Annotated in this window: 1 protein-coding gene; it reads left to right on the top strand. The window is 60.8% G+C overall.

Going from position 1 to position 480, the window contains the following annotated elements:
* On the top strand, positions 1–480 hold a 480-nt coding region (locus tag ACZYSM_RS29365), incomplete at both ends, for an electron transfer flavoprotein subunit alpha/FixB family protein (RefSeq protein ID WP_489077196.1).

Here is a 480-nt window from a genome sequence, read left to right as displayed (position 1 = left end):
AGATCATCTCGGTTGAAAGCGCTGACACCTTCAAACGTCCGATCTATGCCGGTAACGCTATCGCTACCGTGCAGTCCAACGCTTCGGTAAAAGTCATCACCGTACGCGCTACCGGTTTCGACCCGGTAGCCGCTGAAGGTGGTTCGGCTGCTGTTGAGGCCGTTGCGGCGGCTCACGACGCTGGCACCTCCAGCTTCGTTGGTGAAGAACTGGCCAAGTCCGATCGTCCGGAACTGACCGCTGCCAAGATCGTCGTTTCCGGCGGCCGCGGCATGCAGAACGGTGACAACTTCAAACACCTGTACGCCCTGGCCGACAAGCTGGGCGCGGCTGTCGGCGCTTCCCGCGCTGCGGTCGACGCAGGTTTCGTACCCAACGACATGCAGGTCGGTCAGACCGGCAAGATCGTTGCGCCACAGCTGTACATCGCCGTCGGTATCTCCGGCGCGATCCAGCATTTGGCCGGTATGAAAGACTCCA

The organism is Pseudomonas sp. F220 (genome assembly GCF_057813935.1).
Note: the sequence above shows the minus strand (reverse complement) of the source record. Positions and strands in the feature narration are given on the sequence as shown.